Source organism: Bradyrhizobium sp. Leo78 (assembly GCF_059512425.1).
In genome coordinates this window covers 17,314-41,858 of the sequence record NZ_JCAMOT010000027.1, presented here as the reverse complement: position 1 = coordinate 41,858, position 24,545 = coordinate 17,314, and the positions used below count along the sequence as shown (strand labels likewise).

Here is a 24,545-nt window from a genome sequence, read left to right as displayed (position 1 = left end):
ATTCACGTTGAACCGCAGAAGCTTAGAATTGGATTCGGGTTTTCAACTTGCCTATCTGCAGGATCGGCAGCTGAGTTCAGTCAGGCGTGCGGCAAGCGGCTCGCACTCACGTACTGAGCTATATCTCAAAGTATTACTGGTCGCGATTTTTCTGCCCGAGGGCCTGTCTTTCTTCGTCGGTGATTTTCGCCTCTCGGTCGCTCGAGTTCTGATTTTTGTTTCCTCCATCGCGGCGATATCGCGACTCTCAAGCGCGCGAGCTGTAGTCTGCGTGCCATCAGATATTTTGGCCCCAGTTGCGGGCGTTTGGATGATGTTTGCCGCCACCATCACCGGTGGTCTTACGGGCCTTAAAGGGGCGGGAATAGACGCAATTGTATTCACTGGCGGATATCTGACGTTCCGGTATCTCACTCCTGGCGATAGTTCCGTGCGACTCGCACGCTTCTCCTGCATGCTGGCAGTTCTGATTGTCTGTATCGCGCTTCTCGACCCTTTGAATGATAAACTGTTCACCTATGAATTCATCAAAGGCATTACTGGTTATGTGAAATTCAGCTATGAAGGCGCATTAGCGACGAAGGCCGAGACCTTGTATAGGGAAGGGGTCATTCGCGCCATGGGGCCGCTGGAGCATTCGATATTATTCGGCGCTGTTTGCGCTTGGTTTGGGACCGTGGCCTTGATTACGTTTAGGTCCCAGGTATTTGGCTGGGCTGTTGCAGGTATTGCGCTCATCGGTGTGTTGTTTTCGCAGGCGCGGAGTCCATTGCTGGCTTATCTGATCGGATTTGCGCTCGCCATGTTCTATGTTGCAACCCCTCGCTTCACGGCTCGATGGAAGTTGGTCGGACTGTGTGTGACTGCCCTAGTCGTTACTGTTTTCACTTTCTCTGGCAACCCTGTCGTAACGCTTGTACGCCTTTGCGGAGTAAGTCCGGAGGCGGCCTGGTATCGTCAAGCGATCTGGCAGGTCGGGGGGCGTGTCGTACTCGGTTCGCCGATCTTCGGAATTGGTGCGAACGGCGACTGGGATTGGCAATCCAACGGCGCGCTTTTGAGTGAGAGTGTGGATGCCTTTTGGCTTGCTAATGCAATGGCGTATGGAATTCCCGGAAGCATATTGGTTCTTTTGACGATTGTGGGCGCATGCTGGCTTGGTTCGATCGATAAATCGCGTCACCTTACTCCGGAAGAAGGACGGCTGTCGGTCGCGCTCGGAGTTGTCATAACAACCATCGTTTTTCTGGGGTTCATGGTGCACTTTTGGGGCATCTGTTTGATCCTTATCGCTGTCTTTGCTGGGATGCGAGCGAACCTCGCGGAAACCGCCGTCCTGCGTGATAGAGCCGCACGAGCGGCGGAAACATGGGTGTGATTGATGACCGGAGATGTTTGACTGCGAGGTCATGGCGCCGTGCCAAGCGGAGGAGCCCGCGGAACGGATCGTTATGTCGCCGGCAATCAAATTAAATAAATTAGATAATTATTGAAATGTCTGATAGTTAATATTTAATGCTCCGGAGATTCTGGTCGTTGAATCAGCGCGGAAGACGCGGAAGAGTGGAGCGCACTTTTTCGAAGAGTACCATGATTGCTTTTGGCACAATCTGCCGGTTGCGCCGTGTGTAAGGGAATGAAATGAATCAGCGCCACCTTTCCGGCAGCCAGGCAGCGCGGCGGATCGCCTTCGCCACGATCGGCGACGCAAGCGAGGTCAGGTTCTGGTCCGGCACCCCGTTTCACATGTCGAGATCGCTCGCAAACGAAGGTCATGAGGTGGTCCATATCGGTCCCCTGAATGCACCGATCCTGCCTCTTTACAAGACGTATTCCAGACTTTGCCGCACCTTTCATAGGCCGGGCCTCTCCCCATTCCATGCGGGGCCTGTTGTTGCGCAGTATGCAGCGGACGCAGCACGCAAGATCCGCGCCGTGTCGCCCGATATCGTCTTCGCACCCGCCGGGTCCAACTTCGCCTGGAATGTGCCTGAGGGCGTTCCTCTCGTCTATGCGTCTGACGCGACCTTTCGGCTTGTCGAGAATTATCATCCCAACTATCGGAGCTTGTCACCCACAGCTCGAGAGACTGCTGAACGCCTGGAACGCGACACAATCGCGCGCGCGGATCTGGTCCTCTACCCGTCGGAATGGGCCGCCGAGTCTGCGATTAGGGACTACGGCGTTGACCGTGCGCGGGTCCATGTCATTCCTTGGGGAGCCAACCTCGAGGAAGCGCCGGATCGTGCCTCTGTGCTTGGCTGCCGCAAGCCGGGTCCGTGCCGGCTCCTCTTCATCGGTGCCAACTGGAAAGAGAAAGGCGCGGACATCGCGGTCGGAACTCTCGCTGAGCTAAGGGGTGGGGGCGTCGACGCGGAGCTCGTGATCTGCGGATGCACTCCGCCCAAGCCCGTCACCCAGGAGGGCCTGACGATCATTCCTTTCCTCAATAAGAACGATCGCGAACAGCGCGACCGACTGGATCAACTCTATCGCGACGCGGATTTCTTTCTGCTACCGACCCGGGCAGATTGCTACGGTATCGTATTCTGCGAGGCCGCGGCCCACGGCGTACCGAGCATCGCGCCGGCCACGGGTGGCGTGCCCGGTGCCATCCGCGATGGTGAGACAGGCATCTTGCTGCCGCCGGATGCGACGAAGGAGGACTATGCGACGGTCATCTCCGAGATCTTTGCGAACCCGGACCGGCTGGCGCGCCTGAGACAATCGAGCCGCGACGCTTTCGAAGTCCGGCTGAACTGGCAGGCCTGGAGCCGGCGTGTCTCAGATCTGATACAAACTCTATGATTGTCCTGAACTATCACGAGCTGGTGGAAGCGTCGCCTTCGAATGCGTGGTGCCTGACGCATGAAACATTCGATGCACATCTCGCGCTTTGCAGGGACAGGCTGGTTTCGCCCCAGTGGTTTCTGGAGCATTGCCCCAATCCGAAAGCCAGCCGCACCGGTTCGGTCCTGCTAACCTTCGACGACGGATTTCTTTCGGACTACACGCATGTCTATGCGCGTTACGTGAAGACTGGTCGCATTCCGGGTTTCATGTCCTTTATTCCGGTGGATTTTGTGGGCTCGCCGGGACGTATGAGCTGGGAGATGATTGAGGAACTTGGCAGGAACGGCGTTGCGATCGGCTCACATGGCATGGCCCACGTCGATTTGACCACTGTCTCGGATGTCGAACTCGCTCGCGAGCTTGCGGTATCGAAATCGATGCTGGAGGATCGCCTCGGGCAACAGGTTACTCTCTTCGCCTTCCCATACGGGCGCTTTTCCCGGCGCGTGTGGGACGCGGCTCTAAAGGCCGGCTACACGCACCTCTTTACGATCCAGCTTGGGTATCATCGAGGGTTCGAACCTTTTCTCTATTCCCGCCTTTGTCTGACGAACCGCATGGATGCGGACTACATGCGCCAGCACTTGCGCGATCCGGATGCGATGCGTGGCGTTGCCTGGAGGGTCAGCACAAGGCTGGGGCTCTATCGCCAACTGATGCGCTGGCGGCATCGATAAGTCGGTTAGTAGGATACTTTGATCGACGAGCCGTGCCAAAGCCGGCCAATGACAAAGACAGTCAATTTGACTCGGTCAGGCTTGCCGGGAGGGGGGACGCGGAATCGTGGTTCTTTGGCGCTGGAGAGACCTTATTTGATTTGAAAAGAGCGTCGTACGCCGCAATCAATTTCGGCTCTTCATGCTCCCACGACAACTCGTCGCGCACACGCTTGCGTCCATACATGCCCATCTCGCGGCGACGATCTGGGTCGTCGATGAGTTCGAGGATCTTGTCACCAAAATCGGCCGTGTCGGGGTTGCGCGCATAGAGAGAAGCAGACTGGGCCGACACCCGTCCTTCGACTAGATCGAACTGCACGATTGGCTTGCCGAGCGCCATATACTCCATGATCTTGTTCATGGTCGACATGTCATTCATCGCGTTGGGACGATCCGGATTGACGCAGACGTCTGCGGTCGAAAGCACCTTGAACAGCGTCGTGTCGTCGACCCTGCCAGTGAAAGTGACAAATTCCGAAAGTCGCATCCGCGCACATGCGTCTTTGAGCTGCTCCAGGCTTGGCCCTGCGCCCATGATAACGAACTGGACGTCGGTACGTTGACATGTGGACGTGATGTGCCTGACCGCCTCTAGCAGAAGATCAATGCCTTCCTGCTCCCCGATCACGCCGACATAGGCGACCAGATGTGACCGGCCATTGCGCCATGTGTCATCGGGGGCGAGCTCACGCACGCGCGCAAGATTTGGCCCTGAGCGGACGACAAACACGCGATCGGGTTCCATCTTGCCGCGCTGGACAGCGACATTGGCGTAAGACCGGTTGGTGGCGATGGAAATGTCAGCCAAGCCGAAAGTCAGGCGCTCGAGAAAGACAAGCGCCTTCCACATCAGCCCGCGATGTCCGAATTTTGCCTCGAACAGCTCCGGGTTCAGATCATGATGGTCGAATACGAACTTCTTGCCGAACAGGTACTTGTAAAAGGCCCCGACCAGGAAAATGAGATCTGGCGGATTGCAGGCGTGAATCACATCGAAACCGCGCCCCCAAAACACCTTGAGCGAATAGGCGAACTCCCACCATAGCGCGCTGCTGTATTCGGCAAGATAGCCGAGCTTGCCCTTGGCCTCGATTGGTAGCGGATGGCGGTAAACGTCGATGCCGTCGATCGATTCGAACGGAGTTTCTGCGAACGGACCACGGGGACAGATCACGGAGACCTCGTAACCTGCCCTGTGCAATGATTGCGCCTCCGCCCAGACCCGGCGATCAAACGGAACGGGGAGATTTTCAACAATGATCAGAATTCTCCGCCGGCGTACGCTGCGCGTGGCCTCAACGACCGATGCCAGTGTCATGATCGCTGTCCCGGCGACTTACCAACAAATGCCGCGATAGTCGTCTGCGGTCTGCTTTTCAGGCGAAATGCGTACAAGATCGATGATTACTTTGTCATGGCCGTTCAAGACCAATGAGTTCTTCAGAAACTCCTTACGGTTCCCCACGACGAGAACGTCGGCAAAGGCGGCGACGTCGCTCATTTTCTCCCGAAGCAGACAGGCAATGTGCGGCAGGCGACTCGTCAGGTGATCCCTGTTGACCCCCGTGAGCTGAGACAGGCGAACGTTCGAGTCATAGATCGCGAGCTCATAGCCGCGACCAATCAACCGTTCCGCAATCTCAAGCATCGGACTGTAGCGCAGATCGTCCGTGTCCGGCTTGAAGCTCAGCCCGACGAGCCCGATACGCCGTTTTCCGGTCGCAGCAACAAGTCGGAAAGCGCTGCGAATTTGGTTCTCGTTCGCCTGCAGCACGGCGTCGAGCAGGGGCGTGTCAACGTCGACATTTCGTCCTGCATAGCGCAAAGCGCTCACGTCTTTTGGCAAGCAGGAGCCGCCAAATGCAAACCCTGGTTTGAGGTATGCCGGCGAGATATTTAGCTTCTTGTCGGCAACTAGGACGTTCATGACTTCGTGGCTGTCGACGCCCATCGCCTTGCAAAGCAATCCCATCTCGTTCGCGAAGCTGATTTTGGTCGCGTGCCAGGCATTGTTCGCATATTTGACCGCCTCGGCGGCACGAATTGACAGGACCAGAGGCGTTACCGCGAATCGCTCGTGAATTTCCATGAGCCGCCGAAGCGTAAGCGGATCATCGTCGACGCCAATTACGATGGTTCCAGGATCATCGTAGTCGGCTATAGCCGTTCCCTCCCGCAGAAACTCGGGCAGATAGGCGACTCCGAAATCTTGCCCCGCTTTCTTGCCAGATGACCGCTCCAGAATGGGTATGACTACGTTTTCCATCGTGCCCGGCAGCATCGTCGAGCGCATGACAACGGAATGGAAGTTTGTGGTCTTGCGGATACTTTCTCCAATTTCCTGCGCCACCCGCGTCAGGAATGATGTTTCCAGTGATCCGTTCTCCTGCGAGGGGGTTCCAACGCAGACCAATGAAATGTCCGTCGACGAGACGGCAGCCGAAGAATCGGTGGTTGCCTTGAGGCGGCCAGCGCTGACACCGGAGCCAATGCTTTCAGCGAGCTTTGGCTCTATGATTGGCGATAGTCCACGGTTCAGGACATTGACCTTGTCCTGATTGACATCGACCGCCACGACGTCATGTCCATCGCGTGCAAGACAGGCTGCCGACACTGTGCCGACATAACCGATCCCGAAGACGCAAATCCTGTACTTGCTCGCGCTGTCTACGCGAGTCTTTTCTTTCTTGTCCAGAATTGAGCTGTCCCATGCCGGGCGGGACGGACTGTGAACGAGTGCATCCATGTCTAATCTCTTGGCTTTTAATGGGACAAATTAAATGCCAAAAAACTATATTTAAATTTAATTGGAAATCAACCCAAATTTAATGTCGCATTAAATATTAAAGTGGAACTTGGGCAAGTGGTAAGCCTTGACCGGGCGGGGGAGGGCGGCAGCACCAACGCCGATGGTTGTGCGTCGGCTTCATAGCCACACAATATTTGCTCTCATCGGCAGGCGGTGTGGAGCAGGATTGTCGCTAGACAAAAGGCAGTAGGTTTGGGTCGGGCCTCGCCCGCACCACTAGGTGGCCGCATCGCGCCTCCGCTGTGCCGAGTCGGCGCGCGTGAACGCCTGTTTGGGCATCAGCGTCATCGAATTCAATGTCAACCGCAGCGATGCCGCTACGCGCTTGCTTCTCGCAAGCGCGTCGGCGCTCCGATGTGATAGCCTCGACCCGGCCTCCTTGCCTGCGCGGTCTAGGTGTGGGGCGCTCCTGACGTCCTGCCCATCTTGCTGATTGGTTGTGGGATTGTGGATCCCAGCCGTCCGCGCCAAGCATTTAATGCGTTTTGCGCCCGCAAACCGGCGAGAGGTCGATCCGTTCCCGTCACCGCGGTGGGTACGCAGCTGGCCGCGGGATGAGATTTCCGAGGACGAGCCGGTCGCCTTCCCAACTTGCCCAGCGCACATTCTCCCACTGCGCGATGTTGATGCGCCGCCCCTTAACCACGTCGAACAGGAAAGCCCTGTAACGGAACGAGCCGCGCACGAAGTAGACGTTCTTCAGGCTCACCGAAGAGCCGCCGTCTGCCGGGATACGGAGCCCGTAAGAGCCGCCTTCGAACAGTACGTTTTCCAACACGTGAGAGCCTTGCCAGCCGTCCGCCGACCAGTAACCTGCGGTCGTGACTCCGGCCATCTTGAACGTCGAGTTCTTGACCGTGACCGTGCCCGTGGAACCTGGGGCGTAGCACTGCAATCCATCCGCATGGTCATTCTCGACCCCGGTGGCCTCGATATAGACCCACGTCAGATTGATATTGCCGCCCTTGCAGCGAACGCCTTCTCGTGACTGAATACGAACCCGCGTGAGATTACAGGAGCCAAGGCAGGTGATCGTTGGGTCCCCTGAGTTCTCAATGATCGACAAGTCTGTTCGGGAGGAGTCCGGCTGCAGGGCGATATTGGTCGTGCCGCTCGTGACGTTGGCGTAGACGGGATCGTTGAAGCTCAGAGGGACGTCGGCAGAGTTCGGCACCGGATCGGACGAGGGATGAGGCGTCGGGGCAGGAGCGACCACCCCACGCTCCTCTGCGGTCAGACGATAGCCGTCCGCGGGCATCTCGGAGAGAGGCTCTGGAGCTCCCAAGGCGCGCTTATTGCAAGCGTCCTCCGCCTTATCAGCCAGTGTGTGGCTCGAGGGTATCGCGCTCGAGGAATCTCGGCACATCGACTGTGCAGCCTCAGCCCGCGTCGATGTGACGGTCGGTTGGGCAATTACTGCCCCGGCCGGCAATAGCGCCAGCGTCATCAGGTACCGCATGGGACGCTCCTAAAGCGGAATTTTCCGCCGAATCTCTGCACCTCCGTCTAGCCCGGATATCTCGCAGCAGATAAGCGCATCGAAGTGCCTAGACGGCGAGGCGTTATCACAAGATAGCTGATGTTCCGGTCGCTATCGAGGCCCTGTTCGTGCGGCTTTTCTGTTGCCGCCAGCAGATTTGGAGTTGCTGGCTGCACAGGTGTATCGGGAGCGAGCCGAAGGCAGCGATCCAGCCGCCCGCTGCACCTGCAACCCATTTCGCCGTTGGCAGGATGCTGGTTCTAATCGGCTAATTTACCAATGAGACCTTGAACATCAGCGTGATGCGCAACAACGGACACTGCCGCGAGATGCCGCGCGCCACATGCGGAATCCAACCGGGAAATCTCACAAGTCGGTTCGGCTTGGGATACACTGCGCACAGCAGGTCATCGCCGCCTTCGTTGAAGAACAACGTCTCGCCCGCCCAGTCGGGGTGCCAATGCAGATGTGGATAATAGAGCAGTGTATAATGCTCGGGCCCCATCGAGTCCTTGTGCACCCCGCCCTCGGCACCGCACGGATAACCGTTGGCGTAGCAGCGCAGCAGCCGCGACCGGCCGCGCACTTTCTGCCACATCGCCTCAACCAGCGGGTATTGGCTCAACTCCTGCTCGGCCTGCGTATGTCGATCAAGCCCAGCGGTTGGCACCTCCCAGAACCCGGCGAAGTGCTTGAACCAGTAACGGCTGGCGTCGTTGCCCATATGTGAACGGGCGCCGTAGCCCCAACCGGGAGCCTGCAAGAACTCACACATCTGCTCTTGCTCGACCTTGTTCAGATAGTTGTCTATCACTTCCACATCTGCGGCGCTGTACTGGCGCTGAATCGCGGAGGGTTGGCGTTGGATTGCTGTTGGCGTTGCTGACATTGTTTCATCCGATGACATTAATCGCACCTCGCAGCCCGATGAACCTGTAGGTGGGCATCTGTCTTAGGATTGGGGTTGTCCATAGGCCGAAACATGATGAATATGTGGCTAGTAGGTTAGTGCATTTTGGCGTTGCCGTCAGAGAATTTCTGGGACTGGGTCTGTCGGAGGCTGCGTTCGGACACCCGCAGATATTTAGTGGGCGGTCATGCGTCAGCGTCAACAGCAAATGAGAAGGTGTCCGGGCTATGTCGACCGCTAGCGTCAAACTTGCTGTCATCATCGTCTCATACTGCAATGCCGATGATGTCGATCGTTGCTTGAAGTCGCTCGCTCGTTCGGATTGGGATCACTTTGAGGTCTTCATTTGCGAGAATGGAGGGGAAGCAGCCTACGGGAGATTACTGGCTGCGCTCGTGGGATCGGATCGAACGTTGCAACGAACTTCCGATGCGTCGGACACCCTTGACCAGCCGCAGAAACGACTGGTCTCGGTGGCGAAATGCCGATTTCAGAAACGCGCGAATGTTGTCCGAGTTGGGCTCGCGACCGAAAATCTCGGTTACGGAGGCGGCGTCAACGCGTGGCTTGAGCCACTACTTGGCGTCCCCGACTGGGGGGCAGTGCTTGTCCTCAATCCCGATACCGATGTGGATAGTCGTAGCCTGTCTGAATTAATTGCCAAGTCTGCCGAGGGATTCGGCATGGTTGGCGGAAGCCTGGTTTTCGACAATAGCCCCGACAAGGTCATCAACTACGGACTGCATTGGTCCCGTCTGACGGGCCGTGTCGTCGCCGTAGGAAGGAATGCGCCAGCGGGTAGCGCACCATCGGCCGAGGACCTTGGCAGGATCGATGCCGTAAGCGGCGCGTGTGTTCTGGTAACGCGAGCGTTCGTCGAAGACGTCGGTCTCATGGCCGATGATTATTTCCTCTATATGGAAGACCTGGACTGGGGGCGCCGGCGGGGGAAGCACCGGATCGGCTTCGCGAGCAAAGCTGTCGTTCGCCACATCGGGGGAACGACCATCGGATCGGCCGTTGCCCCCGAGAAGCGCTCGCATCTCTCGATCTATCTGTCTGCCCGCAACAGCATTCTCTATGCTCGTCGCTTTGCGGGATGGCGCTGGATCTGCCATTTCGGAGTAGGGCTGTTGTTTGCAGCGCGATATATGCTCAAAGGCTCCTTGTCGGCCGGAAGAGTTGCTTTCGTGGGCTTGCTGGACGGTGCAAAGGGCAAGACAGGGCGGCCGGACGCCGCGCCCAGGCCGCATTGATCGGCGCGACGATCCCCATCAGATCTAAGCACACGCCATTGGTTTGAGCTTGCCCGGACGCCGGCATGTCAATCAGCGCAGGTATCTGATGGCAGATCCATCGATCCTCGACGGTTCGATTATTTAATCGTTTTTGTCCGCAAGATAATATTGGCGGGGCGGGTTGATTCTGGTGGCCCCAGTATTCCCCGGCATGTGTTGAGGCTCGCCGTTGCAGCGCTGAGAAACGAGCGCCGCGCGAAAGTCAAACCGTTCTTGCAGCTATTGGGTCCTATTAAACGCCGCGATCTTATTAAATGCCTTGATGCGAAATTTACTCTGCGCAAGAACTGCTCGAAGCCGGCGTTTTTTCGCAATGCAATTAACCGCGCAGAAATCGTCGCTCCTTACCTTGAGGTCAACGTTGCGGTGCTGAGAACACCGGATTTATTATTCTTGTGGTTTTTCGAGCACACTGAGACTTTGGCCAGGGTAGCTAAGAAATCACCTTGGGTGGGCCGTCATGTCGTCCCAAAAAAGCCTCTGCCAACGACCAAGACGCGTACCCGGGCGCTGCGCTAGCAGAGCTGCACTTGGGGTATCGTCGCTCGGGACTCGAAAATTGGGCGCGTGCCTGGGACAAACTAGATAGGCACTATTAGGAGAGAACTAGATGGCATCCATTCCGCTGAGCTGGAATGACCCGATGTTTAACAGCGTCACTAATATCAATGGCGCTTCAGTTGCACAGGGCGGGACGCTTTCGAATAAGAGTATCAGCGACATGTCCAGCGGCGATGCGTCGGTCGGAGGCACGGGCTCGTTCAACCTTGACACCGTCCGCATTGAGTCAAGGGAAGGCGTGCGCGTTGGGACCGGCGGCGACTTCAACATCAATAACTCGTATATCGAAACAACCGGACTGGCGGGCGATCACGCCGATGGTATTCAGGCCTATGCCCCCGGGGCCAGCGGGAATATCACCGTCACAAATTCATCTATTGTGTCCCACGACAACGCAAATGCGACCGCCGGAATTTGGATTGCGGATAATTATGGCGGGTCGCTCACGCTGGACAATGTGATGTTCGAGGGCGGTCCGTATGGACTGCGTATTGCCGCCGATGATCAAGATATCACGGTAGCTCTCAAGGACGTGTATTTTGTGGGACCCTTTGGTGGTGGCCCGCTACTCTTTCAGCAAGTGAATGCGAAAATACATATCACTCAGTGGGAAAACGTACGCAGCGCGACGATCGTGAATGGTCAACTCGTTCCGGGCGATCTCATCCCGGCGCCTTTGCCGGTGGAAGGCGGCGGCGCTCCGAGCACGCCTCCGAGCACGCCACTGGACGCGCCGGTGATCGCTTCATACTCGAACGACACAGGAAAGGTCGGTGATGGTATTACCAGCGACAACACGCTTCAGTTGAAGGGGACCGCCGCGGCAAATAGCACCATCAAGATCTACGACGGCACGAAGCAGATCGGTACGGCCACTGCGAATGCGAGCGGCAGTTGGGAGTATATTACGTCGGTTCTGACCAACGCGCAGCACGTGCTGAAAGCAACGGCCACCAATGCGGCCGGTCAGACCAGCGCCGCTTCTGCCGCGCTTACGGTGACGGTCGACAATATTGCTCCGACTGCCCCGGTGGTGAAGAGCGATTCGGTCGTTGAGACGAACAAGGTTCTGTTGTCCGGCACCGCCGAGGCGGGCAGCACGATCAAGGTCTATGAGGGGACGAACCTGGTCGGTACCGGCACGACGGCCGCGAATGGTACCTGGAGCATCACTACTAACTCCATGTCGGCCGGATCTCATACGCTGACGGCCACGGCGACGGACGTTGCTGGCAACGTCAGTGCCGCCTCGCAGGTGGTCGATCCGGTGGTCGGTGGCCCGACGACGACGCCGCCGACGCAGCCTTCTGGGACGCCCAAGATCGTTTCCTTCTCGAACGATAGTGGGAAGGCCGGCGACAACATCACCAACGACAACACGCTGACGCTCAAAGGCACTGCCCAGGCCAACGCCTCGGTCAAGGTGTTTGACGGCAACACGCAGGTCGGGACGGTCAAGGCCGATGCCAGTGGCAACTGGAGCCTGACGACCGCAGCGCTGAAGGACGGTGCTCATAGCTTCACGGCTACGACCGCCAGCACCGATCCGGCGGCAAAGGCCGGCAGCGTGACATCAGCGGCGCTTGCCGTCACCATCGACACCACGGCGCCGACCGCGCCGGCGTTGAAGGCGAACTCTGTTGTCGATACCAACCACGTGCTGTTGTCCGGAACGGCCGAGGCTGGCAGCACTGTCAAGGTCTATGACGGGTCGAATGTCGTCGGTACCGCCACGGCGGGGACGAACGGGAGCTGGAGCGTCACTACCAGCGCTCTGTCGAACGGCACTCACGACCTCACCACGAAGGCAACGGACGTTGCGGGCAATGTCAGCGCCGCGTCGCAGCCCTTCCATTCGGTGATCGGTGGTGGATCGACCACACCGTCTGGATTGACTGGCCTTGTCGAGGTCGGCAACCATTATTTCCTCGGAGCGACCGGCCCCGAGCTGAAATATAGCGGCGCCGCTGTGACAGCCGGCCAATTCGATGACTGGATTCCGATCAGCTCAGTCAAGCTGGATGGCGGCGGCTACGATGTTGCGTGGAAAGACTCAAGTGGGCAGTTCACCTTCTGGACTACGGATAGTCAGGGCAACTTCCAGTCCTACCCGACCCACGGCGTTGCTCTTGCTGCCAACAGCACAACGGTCCAATCGTATGAGAATATTTTCCATCAGGATCTCAACGGCGATCACACCATCGGTGTTCCGGGCACGACCCCGACGACCCCGACGACACCAACCACTCCAGCTTCAGCGGTGAATTTCAGTTCGCTCACCACGAACTCGAGCAATGTAGTTACGGTGAAAGGCACTGCTGATGCATTCAGCCAAGTCAAGATGTACGACGGCAAGGCGTATATCGGGACGACGACTGCCGGTGCCGACGGTAACTGGAGCTTCACGGGCAAGTCTGCCGTATCCGACACCGTGCACTCGTTCAAAGCGGTAGGGGTCGACAGTGCCGGTCACACGACGGCCAGTTCGGGTAGCGCGATCCTTGGCTCGACAGGCAGCAATACGCTGACGAGCACATCGGGCAACGACTTGTTCGTCGGCAAGGGTCATCCGGACACGTTCGTGTTCGCTGCGAATTTCGGTAAGGATGTCATCAAGGACTTCGCTGCTTCCGGGCCCTCGCACGATACGATCCAGTTCAGCAAGAGTGCGTTCAGTGACTTTGCCAGCGTTCTCAACCACGCTTCGCAGGTCGGGCAGGACGTGGTCATTGCGAACGGAGCTGACTCGCTCACGCTGAAGAACACCAAGCTTGGTGCACTGCAGAGCCACGACTTCCATTTCGCGTAAGCGAAAGGGCGCAATAAGTCGAAGAACATTCAGCGCCGTGGAGATTTAATCTCCACGGCGCACGTTAGGGGACACGTGCCATGACTAATCTTGGACGGCGGGGAGATGCCGCCGCGTCGGTAAATATTGAGGAGATGGAAGTATCGCGATGGGCGGTATTTATCGCTGCCTTGGGACTTCTGGCAGATCGGGCGCGATCATCGTCGCGAGAGCTCACCAGGTTGGGCGAGCGTTCGGTCGAGGTCGTGCGAGCGCGGCTCTTTGCCCGCCCGCCGCGTCCTGCCGACTTCTACGATGAGCCGCAATCCGAAATATCGGCATTCCTGAGTTCGTGCCGTCGGATATTCTGGAGCCTTGCCGCCTTCAGCGGCCTGAGCAATCTGCTGATGCTCACCGGCTCGTTCTTCATGCTTCAGGTTTATGACCGGGTGCTGCCCGGTCGCAGCATCCCGACGCTGGTTGCGTTGTTGGTGCTGGCGATGGTGCTTTATCTGTTCCAGAGCGGTCTCGACCTGGTCCGAAGCCGGATCAGTGTTCGGATCGGGCGTTACTTCGATGAAAGGCTCGGGCTTCGTGTGTTCGATGCAGTCGTGCGCCTGCCGCTCAAGACGCGCGGCGATGGCGACGGCCTGCAGCCATTGCGCGATCTCGATCAGGTCCGCAGCTTCTTGTCCGGAGGCGGGCCGACCGCACTCTTCGATCTGCCCTGGATGCCGATCTATCTTGGCATCTGCTTCCTGTTCCATTTCTGGATCGGCGTGACCGCGCTGTTGGGTGCGCTGGTGCTGGTCGGAGTCACAGTCCTGACGGAGACCCGCACGCGCGGTCCGGCGAGGGCCTTCTCGCGTCTCGGCGTTGCGCGCAACGCACTTGCCGCCGAGGGGCGGCGAAACGCCGAGGTCCTGCAGGCGATGGGGATGAGGCGGCAGGCGGCGCTGCGCTGGCAGGATGTCAACGGCAAGTATCTCTCGGCGCATGAGCAGGCGAGTGACGTTGCGAGCGGGCTCGGTGGGCTCTCGAAGTTCTTTCGCTCGTTTCTGCAGTCGCTTGTTCTTGCGGTCGGTGCAGTTCTCGTCATCAACCAGGAATCGACAGCCGGCATCATCATCGCCGGCTCGATCCTGACGGCGAGGGCGCTTGCGCCCGTGGAGGTGGCGATCGCGAACTGGAAGGGATTCGTTGGCGCCCGACAGTCGGCGCATCGGCTGGATCGCTTGCTGAAACTCCTCCCCGACGAGGTTACGCTGCTTGACCTGCCTGCGCCCAAAGAGGCACTCGTCGTGGAGCAGCTCTATGTCGCGCCGCCGGATTCAGAGAAGCTGATCCTCTCCGATGTCTCGTTTCAGTTGAAAGGAGGCCAGGGCGTGGGAATTATCGGCCCCAGTGGGTCCGGTAAGTCGACGCTGGTTCGGGCCCTGGTCGGCGTCTGGCCGCGGCTGCGCGGCAAGATCAAGCTCGACAACGCGGCGCTGGAGCAATGGTCGCCCGACGCGCTCGGCAAGCACATCGGCTATCTGCCGCAAGACGTCGAGCTGTTTGAGGGCAGCATTGCCGTCAACATCGCGCGGTTCGACCTTCAGGCCACATCCCAGGGGGTGCTGGATGCCGCACAGGCAGCCGGCGCGCATGATCTCATCCTCTCGCTCCCGGATGGCTATGCCACCAAGGTCGGCGAGGGCGGAATGGCCCTATCCGCCGGTCAGCGGCAACGCATCGGGCTTGCCCGGGCACTCTACGGCAATCCCTTCCTGGTGGTGCTTGATGAGCCGACATCGAACGTTGATTCCGAAGGCGAAGAGGCGCTCACGGAAGCGATCCTGAACGTTCGCCGCCGCGGTGGCATTGTGGCGGTGGTTGCGCACCGGCCGAAGGCGCTCGAAGCGGTCGACCATGTCCTGGTGATCGGCGAAGGAAGGCTTCAGTCGTTCGGGCCGAAAGAGGAGGTGCTCAACAAGGTGCTGCGACCAGCAGCTCCGCTCCGGGTGGTGGCAGACGGGCAGGGAGGCGGACGATGGATCGCCAAGTAGTAACGCCGGCGCTGCACTCCATCCAGCGCTACATCATCGTCGGCATGTTCATGGTCGGCTTCGTCACCTTCGGCATCGGCGGCTGGGCTGCGACGTCGCAATTGTCGGGCGCCGTGATCGGCCAGGGCGTCGTCGTGGTGGATTCAAGCGTGAAGAAGGTCCAGCACGCGACCGGCGGCATTGTCGGCGAACTGCGCGTTCGCGACGGTGACCGCGTGAAAGCCGGAGATATTCTGATCCGCCTCGACGAGACGCAGACGCTTGCAAATGCAACGATCGTCACCAAGAGTTTCGACGAATTGCTCGCTCGCCAAGCGCGCCTCGAGGCCGAGCGCGACGGTGCCGATCAGATCGAATTTCCGCCGACGCTGCTTGAGCGGGCCAGAGACAGCAAGCTGGAGGCGGGGCGCGCGATCTCGGCGGAGCGCTCCTTGTTCGATTTGCGCCGACAGTCTCGGAGCGGCCAAAAGGCGCAGCTCAAGGAGCGCAAGGCACAGCTTCAGGATGAGATCAAAGGTTATGCCGGTCAGGCCGAGGCCAAGCAGAAGGAGGTCGACTATATCCGCCAGGAACTCGAGGGCGTCAGGACGCTCTTCCAGAAGAACCTGGTGCCGATCACACGCCTGACTGCGCTCGAGCGCGACAGCGCGCGCCTGGAAGGCGAGCGTAGCCAGTTGAGCGGCATGATGGCGCAGTCAAAGGGAAAGATCGCCGAAATCGAGCTTCAGATTATCCAGATCGATCAGGACCTGCGAACCGAGGTTGGCAAGGATCTCATCGAAACGCGCTCCAAGCTTTCTGAGCTCACCGAGCGGAAGACCGCGGCCGTGGATCAGCTCAATCGCATCGATATTCGCGCGCCGCAGTCCGGCCGCGTTCACCAGCTCTCGGTTCACACCGTAGGAGGTGTGATCGCGCCCGGTGAGCAGATCATGCTCATCGTGCCCGATGCGGATGCCCTCGCGGTCGAAGTCAAACTCGCACCGCGCGACATCGATCAGGTGTATGCCGGCCAGACCGCGACCATGCAATTTGCGGCGTTCAATCAGAAGACGACGCCGGAAGTCGACGGTGAGGTGAGTATGGTGTCGGCGGACCTGACGCAGGACCAGCGGACTGGCGCGAGCTATTACACGGCGCGCATCCTGCTCAAGGCGGATGAGCTCGCAAGGCTCGGATCGGCCAAGGTGATGCCGGGTATGCCGGTCGATGTCTTCATCAAGACGCCGGCGCGAACCGCGCTATCGTACCTGGTCAAGCCGTTGCGGGATCAGGCCGGGCGCGCATTCAAGGAACGCTGAGATTCGCGAACTGGGGGCGTGGTGGTTCATCGATGACAATGATCCACCCGCTCGCGCAGGCTCGACGATCGACATCGATGCCTTCGTCCTGCCGAACCGCGCTGGTCCGGCCGGCCGATTCATAGCGGGGACGATGCGTCGCGATTTTATTTTGGAATGTATGCGCCCTCAAAACATCTATTTTTTAAATGAGATTATAATGACTTTGAGGATTGTTCGGTTCAATGATCGATTTGTTGAGGGGTGAGGTTGTATGGGACGGACGGGCCCTTTTGGTCCCTGCAGCCGTGCCTTCCGGTCAAGCCATTTGCAGAATACCTCGTGAGACGGTTCACGTGCTGCGATTGTATTCTGACGCGATTGGTCGTGAGATAAACCTTGAACGACAGAACATAGTGGAGAAGCTTGCTCCATTCCTCATTACGAAGCTGGCCCAAGCCAACCACGGCGAAGTCGTTGAGTTATTCCCTTGGGAGGTCAACGACTAAAAGGGCGATGCCGATCCGTCCGACCTGAGGGATCTCCCAAAAAACAGTCATGAATTGTGTTTCGAGGGATCCGCACGGCCCAGTTTCGTGGTGGAACCTTGAAGCTCACTCCACGGAAGTCGTTCGGCGTTGCAAGATGAGTTCTCCGCCACGCTAATGACAGGCGAAACGGTCCTGATCAGGCGGAGCTCACGAAGAAATCTGGACCACAGATAATCCAAAACGGTCCAGAATACTGGTTGTCGCGTGTACATCTCGCCGCGAAAGACGACGAACGAGCGTTGCGCTCCTGCGGTCAGATGCCGAATGAGGTTCGCGTTCGATCCATCGGGGGCCAGCTTTGCAACGTGCATTTCGCATGATGCTGTAGTGGCGCGGATGACCAGCGTTCCCGTCTCGTAGGTCGCGGCCACATTGAAGTGCTTGCCTTCAAGAAACTCAACAAGGTCGTCCTTTAGATGACCTTGATAGTCAGGCGGAAGCACGATCTTCCATGCGATGGCCAGCGCGAGCACGACGGCAAGCGCTCCCTTAAACGCGCTGGAAAAATTCACGTCTTACCCCTAGCAGGCAACAACCGAGGATCAAGCCCAGCATGAGGATATTGCTAACAGCAGCTCCCAAATCGCTATGGAATGTTTCGTAGTGCCATTGGCTTAAGCCCATCAAGCTCATCCGCGTAACATTCACCGCGATCACCGACGCGCAAGCCAGTAAGCACCAGAACAGATCGCGGGGAGATCTCTTATGGTCCACCAATCGGCTCATGGTAACCCAGCAGAGAAATGCAAGCGACATGTTTGCAAGCGAAGAACAACTTGGCAGGATGACCAAAACTCCCGAACCGTCGGCGAACTCAACGATGTCTCCGGTCCGGGGAGTGTGCAATAACCAGCCGACAAGCGACGCATCCATCCGCAATATGAAGTCGGCAAAGAACTGAAACAACAGCCGGCTCCAGAGCACAGGCACGGTGGTTGCCACCAATATGAAAGCACCACGCCGAGATGACGGATTTTCGGTGAAGATGATGACGTAGAAGCCTAGCGCCGTTACTGCGAGCCAGCTCAAAGCGCCGATTGGCAGAATGACCAGAAATGCAAATGCTGCGCCTATGGCGAGTTCGAAAGAACGAATCCCAACCGTTCGATCTTGAAGAACGAGGTATATCCCCGCGGCACACGATACCCAAACAAGTACGCTCACCTCGAAGGTTTCAAAGAAGGCCTCCACCCACCCAAGCTTGTTTATCGATTGGATGACGCGTGCCGCGAGCCCACTTAGGCAGCCAAGGGCAAAGAGTCCCGCGAAGAACTCGCCGCGCGACTGATCGCTCGCCACTTTCGATAGGTTTCGGGCCAAGATTAATTCATTTAAAGCGGTCATTGCGATTTAATAGCTCGATTTATTTGCTTTATCCATCGTTTTTGCGATTACGGAGTTTTTAGGGTCAGGCTCTGATATGAATCGTTGATGGGGCCGCCCCGAGCGGTGGATGGGCGCGCCGGGAGCGGATTCCATGTAAGGAGCCCACTCACCCAATGTGGCGGCCGTGGCAGGCCCGCTCACCAAATCGAGTTGCTCTACACTTCTTGCGTTCCATACAGTGCAACCCGATCGGTACGGAGCAATATACTCGAAGAAGCCACTGCCGGGATCTGGCGTTTCACATCGCTGCGTAGTTGCGCAGAGTCTGCAGACTCTATTGTCTAGCCGTTTTTCATTTCTCTATGGAAGTTCTCTAAGACAAAGTGGCGGTACACCTTACGCGCCTGAACGTAGATATGGTGCATAGGCATGGAACACCAACCTTCCATTGAGACTACGGGATCTGAACGTAACCCATAATACTTGGTGCCGAAGAGATTATAGTGACCGGCTCCGTTATATATGTTGTATTGCAATGACAACTCAGTCTCATTTGCTACCATCCGGTAACTGTTCGTGCTCATGAGGGGTTCAATAGCTAATGTATAGGCTATAGGGCCTGTTGTTTTCCAGACGCCCCTGCCTCCGACGCCGTGTACCCACGATCGGTAATTTTGAATATTTTTCAGGACCTGTTCAATCACTCTCCTCAGAAACGGATGGCCAGGCACGGTTATGATATGCCACTGCTGCACTTCCCGTTTTCGGTCAAAGCCAAACTCTTTTTGCATGCCCCAACCAGCGAACGGCTCACCAGGCTCATTACGCCAATGCGCTAGAATGAACTTGTCGTCCGGTCGAATAACGCTGTCGAGGGGCTTGAGAGTTGTGCTTTTTATATCAAGATAGACCCCTCCATGCTTGTACATGAGGAGATAGCGGAAAAGGTCCGCTCGCGCTGCTCCGTACTGCGGATTGATCCTACGGAACAGATTGCTAATTTCTGCGCCATAAGAGTTGACGATAAAAGTATCGACCGCTCGGTCGTCGTACAGTCGATATTCCCAACCCGGGTTCATGGCTTTGATGGCTTGGATATTCTCTGCCAAGACGTCAGATAGTCGATTTTTCGAGGGACATGTTTGATGGATAATCCGGGGAATTTGAGATCCCATATCAAAGGTCGGAATTTCGATTGGAGCATTCATGCTGATCTCCGTACGTCGTACTTCGAAGGGCGGTTTGGTGTGCGGTGGTATGACGGTGCAAAACGTCGCCTTTGTAGAACGCTCCTACCTATGCGGATACGACGGTGGGCGCAGCGAGGCGCCAAGGTCGTGGAGGTAACCGCGAGGGGGCGGCGGGACACGGGGCCTGCGCAAGGGCAGTATCGTGCCGCGAGCCGATGACCATCCGATCCAGTCAACCTTGTGACCTTAGCCTGAGCTTTGGAGGGTAGCGACTTCAGTAACGTGTTGTATCTATGAATATTTATAAAATGCGCTTGCACGGGTGCTACGCCATTATCGTCTGCTATCGTGAGGCTAGTCAATTAAAAGGTTGATTTACGATCGTTAATAGGTCTATTTAATTCGGAGGTCGGAAATATTGGATTATGTTTAAAGTGGTTGATTAAATCCCGCTGGCGTCATGGGCGCACCGTATACTTGCGGCCTCCGGCGACTGCGGGTAACGGGGAACGCGAGCTAAGCAGCAGGCCTCGCGCGGCGGTTCCCGTTGCGTCCTCGTTCGACGCGTGATGGTGATACAATGAAGTCCGCCCAGGATTCGGCTGAACTAGGGGGCTTTGGATGTCGCCAGACTTCAATTCCGGAATGTCCGAACAGCGAGTCGACGAATGGCTCGGGCTCATCCGCCATTTTCTGCAGATTCTCGCAGCGCGCAAGAAACGTCAGTTCTCCCGAAGGGTGTCGATCGGCGATCTCCTCACAGAGCGAGGGGATAACGCCGCCGCATACGGCTTCGGCGAGGGCACCACGATGTACGACAATGTGCTCGTGCTCGGAGACGTCCGGGTCGGCCGGCATACATGGATCGGACCCGGCTGCATTCTGGACGGTTCGGGCGGAGGCTTGCAGATCGGCGATTGGTGCTCGATATCGGCCGGCGTTCAAATCTATACACATCACACCGTCAATCGCTCTATCTCGCTCGGCGAGAAGCCGGTCGACTACGCTCCGACTAAGATCGGAAACGGTGTCTATATCGGTCCGAATTCCATCGTTCAGATGGGCGTGACCCTTGGCGACAAAGCCATCATCGGTGCGAATTCGTTCGTCAATCGGGATGTGCCGGCGGGCGCGAAAGTATTCGGGTGCCCGGCGCGCATGCGAGAGGCCGCGGAATCACCGGCTGGGGGCGCTGGCTGCGATCACGGCGCCAGCCCTTCTCGTGCTTCCGCCGGCTCTGCCGATTAGATCTCCCGACGGCGTAGCGCTTGCTCGAAATAGAGCGCCGCGCGGCCCAAGAACATGCCCACGCTGCCGCCCACCATCTTTTCAAAGGCGTCCACCAGTCGCGCATGGCGATCTATGGTCACGAGCTGCATGAGTTCAAAGAGTGCGGCGCTGCCAATGACGACGAGCCACACAAACATCACGTGGCGCGGATAGGCCAAGTGGAAGAGGAAGCCTACGGTCGCAAATGCGGCAATATGTTCCAGGCTGGTTGAGGCCGGGAGTGTTGGCCTCGCGCCGATTGGCGACACTGAGGCATAGGCAAGAAAGCACAGGAGTGCCCAGGCGACGACCGCGACGAGTTTCTGAGGCATGGGGGCGCTGGTTCTTAGAGGAAATCCCGGAGGCGAGCGACTTCGATGATCTGTTCGACGGACAATACGGCCGTCACGAGTTGCGTTTGCGGTTCAGTACGTATCTCGTAGAGATGGCGTTGGTGTGCAGGCTTCGCCAGGAATGCCCGGATGCATGCGTCCAAAGAACCCTCAAGCAAAAGGTAAGGTTCGGGCCAGAGGGTTCTCTTTGCGCGCTCATTCCCAATTGAAGGCCATTTCCTCAGTGTCGCGGTTGCGCTGAAATCGACGGGCGCGCGCGGCAAGGATCCAATATATGCATCCGCCTCGCGCGTCCGTTGAGGCGACGGTGCGGTCGTTTGCACCGCTCTAATCATGCGGGCAGTCGAAGCGGGACGGGCCGAAATCCATGCCCGAAGAGACGTGGAACGTCTTGGTCTCTCTCTCTTTCGCTGGCGATTTCGATCGTCGAACCATCGCGCAGGGGCTTCGGAGGTTCGATCGAACTTGGCGGCATCATCTCTTTCCAGGCCGAAACCCTGGTCGTAACGTCATTGGGCAGATTGCGGATGCCACGCTGGGACACTGTCCTCTCCTACGATACTTTAGCTGCGCTGCACTATCTTCCAGGTCGGAACCCACTCAAATGTCATAGCCGCGCTTGCCCGGAGACGTGGTTGCCGGCCGCAAGCAAATTAAATATATTTAAATCCGCGTGATTTAAAAGAAAATAATTGGGTATGTGGCAGGCCGCCGGTGCAGGCCTGCAATCCGAAGGTGTGCCGTAGGCAAGCGGTCAGCATGCGAGAATGCTTACCGCATGGTGACGGTTGAGCGCGTCAATGTTTGACATACCGTACCGCTCGACATGCTGCAGGCTGCGGGCAGTCTCGTACGGCGGGACGATCGTGTTTCCGTTCTCGTAGTGGTGAATGCGAGGGCGCAACCGGACAGTTTGAGCGCCGCCTGGCTCCGCCTGTGCACCGGGAGTCGATCATAAGATCGAAGGAGATGGCCGGCTCAAGCGTCCGTGAGCGTCGGCGGCCCAGCGTCTCGCTCGGGTAGAGAGATCAAAGAAGGCTGTGGAGCTTTGTTAACAGAGCCATCACATAGCAGTGTTCAGAGCGATGATTACGGGAATGCTAGAGGAAAAATGAAGGCGATGCTCGCAGTAGTGTTTATTTTGAGGTGGGAATCCATTGGTGGTTGACCCGCGGTTCCGCCCTGACTAGGGTATCATATAGTTATCATACTTCTCGAATTAAGTGAGCCGAAAATTCTATGCAGGGTCATGGGCCGAGATAGTTCTGGGCCTGGTGCAGCGGTATCCTGATCTTCGAGACCCTTCGAAGGAAACCATTTGTTTGGTGCCTTCGGAAGAAATCGCTTGAATGTGCGCTTCGCTCAATTGACCTCGCAGTGCAATCGGATATGAGCGGTTCGACTGTTAAGTGGCGTGCGATCGAAACAACGTTGTTGCGGCGCTCTGCCCGTGGAGCGCCGATGATGTCCAATAGCGATCAAGAAAGCGGGCTCGGATCGTGATGATCCTGGTAGCGGAAGGTTGGTTTCACGCGACACGACCGGCGAACGAGGTCAAATTGATACGCGGTTACCGCTATGAAAATCAGGTTGCACCGCATCTAACACGAACGGCTAGCTTGCGCGGATAATGACTAACATTCTACCTGGAGCAAGGGCGTTAGCGACCCTTTCGGTGTTTCGCCTCTCGTTTCTGACTGTGGGTATTTATGATAATTGTGATGCTGCTCGAGCCGAGTCTTCGGCTATGTCGGGTGGCGGATCCGGCCGCTAGCTGCCGGCCCGAGCGCGTTTAGGCGGGAAGATGAAGAAGCACTCTCACGAGGAGATATTGTTGAAGCTCGTTCGAGCAGACGAGCTTGCGCGAGCGGGCAATTCCCAAGTGGAGATTTGCAAGGCGCTCGGGGTAAGCGTGATGACGCTTCATCGTTGGCGGAAACTGCCTCTGCGTAGGACTGATGCGGTCGTTCCGTCCGATCCTGCGGGTGAAGGGAAGGTGCCGGCCAACTCGCCAACGATTGATGAAATGCGCCGTGTGCTGGAGGAACTCACGCTCGAGAACCAGCGGCTGCGGAAGATCGTCACGGATCTCCTGCTGGAGAAGATGCGGCTCGAAGAAGCTTCGGCCGAGGCCTTTCCCGTAAGCCAGGCGCGCAAGGCCTGATCAATCCTTGTTGAGCCCTCGTGACCGCAGCTAGCTGATCTTCCACGGGGGCGATAATCGCAAACACCATGGCGGGGCTTCCGGCAGCCAAAGGGCTTGCCGGCACGGCTGAGCGTTGTTGCGGGGACGGGCGTTGGATGTTGCGACGATCCGAACGCTTGATTGACCGTGTACAAACTCGCTCCGAGCGGCCGGCATATATGTCGCGCACGCTTTTCGTAGACATCGCGCGCGATCGTCGGCTTCGGCGGGAGTGGTGGAAATCGCGCTAGTCCTCTCCAACCGCCCATTCTACTGCGTCTGCGAGCTGTTGGATCTCCTGATCCGCCGCGTCTCCGGGCATGAAGCTCGCGACCGATTGACCGCTTGTAAAGGAGCGGACGAATGCCGAGCGACTGGCGATGGGAGGCGCGACGATCTCACCGAACTCGTTCAACTCCTCGACCAGTTGTCGGCCCTCGAGGGTGCGGCGATCGAGACGGTTAGGAACCAGAATGACCTTAATCGCATCGCGCCGGCGCTCGCGTGCCGCATCGATGATGGCAAGCGTCTGTGCGGTCGCGTCGAGATCAAGTCCGGAGGGGGTGCAGGGGACCAGGATCAGGTTTGCCAGGGCGATCGACGCACCCATTTCGCGCGCGTTCGGGGCGGTGTCGATCACCACGAGACTGGCCTGGATATTTCGCACCTCCTGGGCCCAGGCGGATACGGTGGTGCCTTCCAGAGCCATTTCGTAAACTGGGAATTCCAGATTGCCCGGCTCGGCCCACTGCGAGGCGGAGCGCTGCGGATCGCTGTCGACCAGCGCCACGTCGTGACCGCGGCGCGCCAGCTCGGCCGCGATACAGACCGCAATCGTGGTCTTGCCAACCCCGCCTTTTCGCTGGGTAACAGTAATGGTCCTCCGCATTGGTATGGGAGAGGTCATGCGGCGCCACACTAACGA

General features: G+C 57.8%; 19 protein-coding genes. 10 read left to right on the top strand and 9 right to left on the bottom strand.

What is annotated here, in order from left to right:
* The first annotated feature begins 28 nt into the window (after positions 1 to 28).
* The 3 genes from AC5ZG1_RS28720 (at position 29) to AC5ZG1_RS28710 (ending at position 3,530) form a co-directional block, all read left to right on the top strand.
* On the top strand, positions 29 to 1,378 hold the full coding sequence (locus tag AC5ZG1_RS28720; protein WP_130225319.1) for an O-antigen ligase family protein: 1,350 nt from the start codon (positions 29 to 31) through the stop codon (positions 1,376 to 1,378).
* Between the two features lie 263 nt (positions 1,379 to 1,641).
* Entirely contained in the window at positions 1,642 to 2,808 is a 1,167-nt protein-coding gene (locus AC5ZG1_RS28715) for a glycosyltransferase family 4 protein (protein WP_496134781.1), read from the top strand.
* A complete protein-coding gene (locus AC5ZG1_RS28710; protein WP_496134780.1) occupies positions 2,805 to 3,530 on the top strand; it encodes a polysaccharide deacetylase family protein in 726 nt (241 codons plus the stop codon). The genes AC5ZG1_RS28715 and AC5ZG1_RS28710 overlap by 4 nt, the downstream gene beginning before the upstream one ends.
* A gap of 61 nt (positions 3,531 to 3,591) precedes the next feature.
* Here the strand turns inward: AC5ZG1_RS28710 and AC5ZG1_RS28705 are convergent, their stop codons facing one another.
* The 4 genes from AC5ZG1_RS28705 to AC5ZG1_RS28690 all read right to left on the bottom strand — a co-directional run bounded on the left by AC5ZG1_RS28705 (position 3,592) and on the right by AC5ZG1_RS28690 (position 8,750).
* Positions 3,592 to 4,890, bottom strand: coding sequence for a glycosyltransferase family 4 protein (locus AC5ZG1_RS28705; protein WP_496134779.1), 1,299 nt, complete (start codon positions 4,888 to 4,890; stop codon positions 3,592 to 3,594).
* Positions 4,891 to 4,908: 18 nt separating this feature from the next.
* Complete coding sequence (locus tag AC5ZG1_RS28700) at positions 4,909 to 6,318, bottom strand: nucleotide sugar dehydrogenase (RefSeq protein WP_496134778.1); 1,410 nt, start codon at positions 6,316 to 6,318, stop codon at positions 4,909 to 4,911.
* A 586-nt stretch (positions 6,319 to 6,904) separates the two neighbouring features.
* Positions 6,905 to 7,840: a hypothetical protein gene (locus tag AC5ZG1_RS28695; protein WP_496134777.1), complete on the bottom strand. Its 936-nt coding sequence runs from the start codon at positions 7,838 to 7,840 to the stop codon at positions 6,905 to 6,907.
* 289 nt (positions 7,841 to 8,129) lie between these two features.
* The gene (locus tag AC5ZG1_RS28690) at positions 8,130 to 8,750 is read right to left on the bottom strand and encodes a hypothetical protein (RefSeq protein ID WP_496134776.1); all 621 of its coding nucleotides are present in this window, start codon (positions 8,748 to 8,750) and stop codon (positions 8,130 to 8,132) included.
* Between the two features lie 248 nt (positions 8,751 to 8,998).
* Between AC5ZG1_RS28690 and AC5ZG1_RS28685 the strand changes: the two genes are divergently transcribed.
* The 5 genes from AC5ZG1_RS28685 to AC5ZG1_RS28665 all read left to right on the top strand — a co-directional run bounded on the left by AC5ZG1_RS28685 (position 8,999) and on the right by AC5ZG1_RS28665 (position 16,767).
* Complete coding sequence (locus AC5ZG1_RS28685) at positions 8,999 to 10,027, top strand: glycosyltransferase family protein (protein WP_496134775.1); 1,029 nt, start codon at positions 8,999 to 9,001, stop codon at positions 10,025 to 10,027.
* A gap of 198 nt (positions 10,028 to 10,225) precedes the next feature.
* Positions 10,226 to 10,588, top strand: a complete 363-nt coding sequence (locus tag AC5ZG1_RS28680; RefSeq protein WP_496134774.1) for a hypothetical protein — start codon at positions 10,226 to 10,228, stop codon at positions 10,586 to 10,588.
* A gap of 91 nt (positions 10,589 to 10,679) precedes the next feature.
* The gene (locus tag AC5ZG1_RS28675) at positions 10,680 to 13,439 is read left to right on the top strand and encodes an Ig-like domain-containing protein (protein ID WP_496134773.1); all 2,760 of its coding nucleotides are present in this window, start codon (positions 10,680 to 10,682) and stop codon (positions 13,437 to 13,439) included.
* 221 nt (positions 13,440 to 13,660) lie between these two features.
* A complete protein-coding gene (locus tag AC5ZG1_RS28670) occupies positions 13,661 to 15,466 on the top strand; it encodes a type I secretion system permease/ATPase (protein WP_496134772.1) in 1,806 nt (601 codons plus the stop codon).
* Positions 15,451 to 16,767 (top strand): HlyD family type I secretion periplasmic adaptor subunit, encoded by a 1,317-nt coding sequence (locus AC5ZG1_RS28665; RefSeq protein ID WP_496134771.1) that lies wholly within the window; start codon positions 15,451 to 15,453, stop codon positions 16,765 to 16,767. The genes AC5ZG1_RS28670 and AC5ZG1_RS28665 overlap by 16 nt, the downstream gene beginning before the upstream one ends.
* A 535-nt stretch (positions 16,768 to 17,302) precedes the next feature.
* Here the strand turns inward: AC5ZG1_RS28665 and AC5ZG1_RS28660 are convergent.
* From AC5ZG1_RS28660 to AC5ZG1_RS28650, 3 genes are all read right to left on the bottom strand, one after another.
* Positions 17,303 to 17,809 carry a hypothetical protein gene (locus AC5ZG1_RS28660; protein ID WP_496134770.1) on the bottom strand — a complete coding sequence of 169 codons (507 nt, stop codon included), beginning with the start codon at positions 17,807 to 17,809 and terminating at the stop codon, positions 17,303 to 17,305.
* Positions 17,787 to 18,617 (bottom strand): hypothetical protein, encoded by an 831-nt coding sequence (locus tag AC5ZG1_RS28655; RefSeq protein WP_496134769.1) that lies wholly within the window; start codon positions 18,615 to 18,617, stop codon positions 17,787 to 17,789. The genes AC5ZG1_RS28660 and AC5ZG1_RS28655 overlap by 23 nt, the downstream gene beginning before the upstream one ends.
* A 347-nt stretch (positions 18,618 to 18,964) precedes the next feature.
* Positions 18,965 to 19,831, bottom strand: coding sequence for a glycosyltransferase family 32 protein (locus tag AC5ZG1_RS28650; RefSeq protein ID WP_496134768.1), 867 nt, complete (start codon positions 19,829 to 19,831; stop codon positions 18,965 to 18,967).
* Positions 19,832 to 20,551: 720 nt separating this feature from the next.
* On the opposite strand from AC5ZG1_RS28650, the gene AC5ZG1_RS28645 reads away from it, so the two are divergent.
* The gene (locus AC5ZG1_RS28645) at positions 20,552 to 21,061 is read left to right on the top strand and encodes an acyltransferase (protein WP_496134767.1); all 510 of its coding nucleotides are present in this window, start codon (positions 20,552 to 20,554) and stop codon (positions 21,059 to 21,061) included.
* On the opposite strand, the gene AC5ZG1_RS28640 is transcribed toward AC5ZG1_RS28645, so the two are convergent.
* A complete protein-coding gene (locus AC5ZG1_RS28640; protein WP_463326812.1) occupies positions 21,058 to 21,414 on the bottom strand; it encodes a VanZ family protein in 357 nt (118 codons plus the stop codon). The genes AC5ZG1_RS28645 and AC5ZG1_RS28640 overlap by 4 nt on opposite strands.
* Before the next feature lie 1,825 nt (positions 21,415 to 23,239).
* Here AC5ZG1_RS28640 and AC5ZG1_RS28635 point away from each other — a divergent pair.
* Positions 23,240 to 23,599, top strand: coding sequence for a helix-turn-helix domain-containing protein (locus AC5ZG1_RS28635; RefSeq protein ID WP_208820560.1), 360 nt, complete (start codon positions 23,240 to 23,242; stop codon positions 23,597 to 23,599).
* A gap of 268 nt (positions 23,600 to 23,867) precedes the next feature.
* Here the strand turns inward: AC5ZG1_RS28635 and AC5ZG1_RS28630 are convergent, their stop codons facing one another.
* Entirely contained in the window at positions 23,868 to 24,509 is a 642-nt protein-coding gene (locus AC5ZG1_RS28630; protein WP_496134819.1) for a nucleotide-binding protein, read from the bottom strand.
* Between the last annotated feature and the right edge of the window lie 36 nt (positions 24,510 to 24,545).